1 pseudogene is annotated in these 339 nt (G+C 69.9%); it reads left to right on the forward strand.

The window, feature by feature from the left end:
* Positions 1-339: pseudogene (locus tag IG08_RS0153470) on the forward strand (IS200/IS605 family accessory protein TnpB-related protein); the annotation flags it as partial.

Below are 339 nucleotides of genomic sequence, written 5' to 3' on the forward strand. Positions count from 1 at the left end.
CCCGATCGCCGCCGCCCTTACGCACGGTGTGATCGGCGTCGACATGAACGCCGACCACCTCGCCGCCTGGCGCCTCGACACCCACGGCAACCCGACCGGCCATCCCCGCCGGTTCTTCTTCGACCTCACGGGTACTGCGCAGCACCGCGACGCCCAGGTCCGTCACGCCCTCACCCGGCTGCTCAACTGGGCCAGAACCTGCGGAGTGAAGGCCATCGCGGTCGAGGATCTGGACTTCGGCGCGGAGAAGACCCGTGAGAAGCACGGCCGCCGCAAACGGTTCCGGCAGTTGATCTCGGGCATGCCCACCGGCCGGCTCCGCGCCCGGCTGACCTCGAT

The organism is Streptomyces fulvoviolaceus (genome assembly GCF_000718165.1).
In the GTDB taxonomy this organism is placed as follows: Bacteria; Actinomycetota; Actinomycetes; order Streptomycetales; family Streptomycetaceae; genus Streptomyces; species Streptomyces fulvoviolaceus.